Source organism: Streptococcus sp. (genome assembly GCF_030825805.1).
GTDB lineage: Bacteria > Bacillota > Bacilli > Lactobacillales > Streptococcaceae > Streptococcus.
In genome coordinates this window covers 1-3,645 of sequence record NZ_JAPJPF010000069.1, presented here as the reverse complement: position 1 = coordinate 3,645, position 3,645 = coordinate 1, and the positions used below count along the sequence as shown (strand labels likewise).

Annotated in this window: 4 protein-coding genes; 1 reads left to right on the top strand and 3 read right to left on the bottom strand. The window is 45.1% G+C overall.

The window, feature by feature from the left end; genetic code table 11:
- Positions 1–23 precede the first annotated feature (23 nt).
- Positions 24–323, top strand: a complete 300-nt coding sequence (locus RCH62_RS08355) for a YbaB/EbfC family nucleoid-associated protein (RefSeq protein WP_048690824.1) — start codon at positions 24–26, stop codon at positions 321–323.
- Between the two features lie 39 nt (positions 324–362).
- Here RCH62_RS08355 and RCH62_RS08350 read toward each other — a convergent pair whose 3' ends face one another.
- The 3 genes from RCH62_RS08350 to RCH62_RS08340 form a co-directional block, all read right to left on the bottom strand.
- Positions 363–956 (bottom strand): 3'-5' exonuclease, encoded by a 594-nt coding sequence (locus tag RCH62_RS08350; protein ID WP_306475018.1) that lies wholly within the window; start codon positions 954–956, stop codon positions 363–365.
- Between the two features lie 88 nt (positions 957–1,044).
- On the bottom strand, positions 1,045–1,560 hold the full coding sequence (locus RCH62_RS08345; RefSeq protein ID WP_154857256.1) for a DUF536 domain-containing protein: 516 nt from the start codon (positions 1,558–1,560) through the stop codon (positions 1,045–1,047).
- Positions 1,561–1,672: 112 nt separating this feature from the next.
- Positions 1,673–3,645 (bottom strand): Xaa-Pro dipeptidyl-peptidase (locus RCH62_RS08340; protein WP_306475017.1); only part of this gene is annotated, 1,973 nt, incomplete at its 5' end.

The following is a 3,645-nucleotide window of genomic DNA, read 5'->3' as shown; positions in this document are numbered from 1 at the left end:
ACGAAAGGAATCTAGAAAACATTATGATGAATATGCAAAATATGATGAAGCAAGCACAAAAGCTTCAGAAACAAATGGAACAAAGTCAGGCAGAATTGGCTGCTTCTCAATTTGTTGGCAAGTCTGCTCAGGACTTGGTTGTCGCTACCTTGACAGGTGATAAAAAGGTGGTATCCATCGAATTTAACCCGGCAGTCGTGGACCCAGAAGATACAGAAACTCTTTCTGATATGACTGTTCAAGCTATCAATGCGGCCATTGAAGAAATTGATGCAGCAACCAAGAAAAAATTGGGAGCTTTTGCTGGTAAATTACCATTCTAAGCATACAGAGAAAACCTCTATCAGATGATAGAGGTTTTTTTAGTCGTTAAAAAAATTGGAGAGGTCCAATCCACCAAAAGGAGAGGTAGAAAAGGATTCTTGTTCGGTTAGGAGTTGCCGGGCCCGGTCTGATTCGAGAAAGGCTTCATAAACAAGGGCAGTCATACGGGCATCTTCTAGACTATCATGCGATTTTCCAGCTACTCCTAAAAACTGAGCAACTGTATGGAGCTGCAAATTTTTGATCCCATGGAGGTCAGAAGGCCGGCGTTTAGAAGCTTCTTCAAAGACATCAACAGCATATTGGTCTGTGAACTCTAGCCCATTTTCCGCTAGGATAGGGAGGTCACTCTTGATGGCATTGTATCCAATGAGGGGACTATCTGCAACAAAATCTCGGAACTCCGCTAGGACCTGCTCGAGTGGGGGAGCTTGGAGGATTTTATCAGATGTAATCCCGGTGAGGCCATTAATAAAGCTCTTTAGTGGTTTATCCGTATAGGCATAGGAATCATAGTGGGCAACTTCTTGGCCATCTACAAAACGGACAGCAGAAACTTGGATAATGTGGTACTTTCCTTCAAATTGATTAAATTCTAAATCAAAGGAGACATAGTTGCTTAATTCTTTCAAGGGAACTCCTTCATCTAATGGATGTTTTTGGATTTTCTAATTGTTGAGGGGAGGGAAAGGCATAGAAAAAACTGACCGAAGTCAGTTTTTAGCGACCAAAGACGCGTCTCCAGAAGCCTTTACTCTCTTGTTCTTGAACCTTTTCATTGGCTTGATCTAATTCTAATTTCAATGTTTCACGGTCATTCATAGCCTGAAGGGTTAGCTGTTGCTGTTGGTCGAGCTGTTTGTCTTTTTCAGCGATCTGAACATCTTTGACACGCAACTGTTCGTCCTTTTTAGCTAATTGCTGATCTTTGGATTTTAGCTGGTCGTCTTTTGCTTTTAGTTGTTCGTAGAGACGGACGATTTCGGCATTTTTTTCATCTACCAAAATTTCCATCAATTCACGCTGTTTCACATCATCGCTGACTGGCTCGTCTTCAAAGATGGTCTTTTTGTAGATCTCTTCTAGTTTGATCAAGCCACTACGGGTTACGACGGTAACTCCCTTATCATTTTTTTCTGTATCTTCAGGATCTAGGGCCTTGACACGGTTATTGACCGCTTGGCGACTAACTCCTAGAATTTCAGCAATTTCGCTGACTGTTTTTTCGATAGCCATAATATCCTCTAAACTCTTTTTCTATGAAATACTCTCTTAGATATTATCATAAGTAGGCAAGGCTGTCAAATCAAGCAAGGGAAGGGACGACAAGGAAAAAGCATGAAATTCCTTAATCCATCTCAGGAAGGGTTAAGCTGGAGTTGGCCAGATCAATGGTGAGTTGGTAGTCCGTTTGGTCGCGGACGGTGATCTCAAAATCAGTTGTATAAAGGACGAGACGAAGAGTAGTGCCTTTCTCCAGTTTGTAGATGGTTGGTTGGAGTTCAAAGTCGAGTTCCATCCATTCCCCTGGCGTCACGGCCTCAACCTCTAAGAGGTCATGACGGTTTTGAAGGTTGAGATACCCCTTTGTAATTACTCGTTGGCCGGCTTCCTTAAATGGCAACTCGGTCAAATTGTCTAGCATATGGTAGCGACCGTTATCAAGGGTGCGGACGGATAGGACAGCTGGATAGGGTTGGAGGTATTTCTTGCTTCCTAGCTCCATGAGTTGGGCTGAAAGCAGGCCTTTGTTTGTGCTAGATTGGAGTCGCAGGTGAAGGCGAGCTTTTCCGTTGAGGTGCAGGTCTTCTTCGATCGGAAGATCAATGGTCACTTGTTGGGCCTTATCTTGGTAGAGGTCGGTTAAGAAGGTCGGATAGGCCTTGCCATAGCGCTCATAGTCTTCTGTCGCATAGCGGTTTTGGATGACTTTCTCACCATCTCCGAGTGGGAAGGCCCGCTGTGCTGTTTGATTGCCAAAGTCTTCCAATGAGGTCCAACTTTGCTCTCCTGTATTGTCCTGCCAGATGACGGTTGGCAATTCATAACTTGAATCATAGCCCAGTAATTTTTTAGAGAGGAGGGCATTCATACTCTCACGGAAGTCAATGGACTGCCAGTTGTTGAGATAGACATGGGCTCCATTGTGGTAGAAGAGGTGTTTCTTGATGTTGGCTGGAAGGGCTTGGAACATTTGGTAAACATGGAGGGGCTTCACGTTCCAGTCTTGGGAACCATGAGTGAAGACGACCTCTGCCTTGACTTTGTCTGCCTGAAGGAGATAGTTGCGGTCGTGCCAGAATTGGTTGTAGTCACCTGTTTTGCGATCCAATTGCTTCTTAACCTCTTCCAAATCAGCGACATGGGCTGCATGGTGGCGGAGATAGTCTCCAGCCCGAAGGGCACGTGAATAGGTCAATTCAGCGAGTGAATCAAAATCCTCTCCAGGATAGCCACCAGGACTCGTCACGAGTCCGTTTTCGCGATAGTAGTTGTACCAAGAAGAGATACCGGCTTCTGCGATGATAACTTCTAGGCCATCGACACCGGTGGTAGCCAGTCCATTGGACATGGTCCCTAGGTAGGACAAGCCTGTCGTAGCAACCTTGCCATTAGACCAATCAGCCTTGATTTGGCGTTGGCGACTGTGGTCTGTGAAGGCACGACAGCGTCCGTTGAGCCAGTCGATGACATTTTTATAGGCCTCGATTTGGCGATAATCCCCGTTGGTCATCAAGCCTTGGGAATCCTTGGTTCCAAGACCAGAGACGTAGAGATTGGCAAAGCCACGAGCGAGTAGGTAGTCATTGAGGGTATAACTGGAGTTGATATGAGTGAGGGTTTCTTCAGCCTCAGAGACTAGTTGAGCTGAACCGACAGGATCCACCAATTCTAATTGAGGTTCTTCTACTTGGATGGTATGAGGTTCTTTGACCTCGAGGTCCACATTCATATTATAGAGCGCCTTGTCGCTAGCCTTGTCATTGGTTCCTTGGTGATAAGGGCTAGCAGTCATGACGGCTGGAATTTTTCCTTCATAGCGTGGGCGAATAATATTGACCTTGACCAAATCTGGAAGACCATCCTGATCGCTATCAATTCGACTTTCTACATAGACCACCTCACGGATCACATCATGGCAGTTAAAGGTAGCTAGACTTTTTCCGTTGAAAAAGTGGTAGCGATTGTCTTCAGGAATCAAGCCATCGCTGACCAACTGCTCAATTAGTAAATTCCCTTTGACTGTTCGAGTATTGAGGAGGTGGTAGAGGTTTTCTACCAAGTTTCCATACTCAATCGGAAATTGGACTTCTTTCAAGA

Excerpts from the sequence above, each read along its gene's own strand:
- RCH62_RS08345 (WP_154857256.1), bottom strand. The coding sequence starts at position 1,560 with ATGGCTATCGAAAAAACAGTCAGCGAAATTGCTGAAATTCTAGGAGTT.
- RCH62_RS08355 (WP_048690824.1), top strand. The coding sequence starts at position 24 with ATGATGAATATGCAAAATATGATGAAGCAAGCACAAAAGCTTCAGAAA.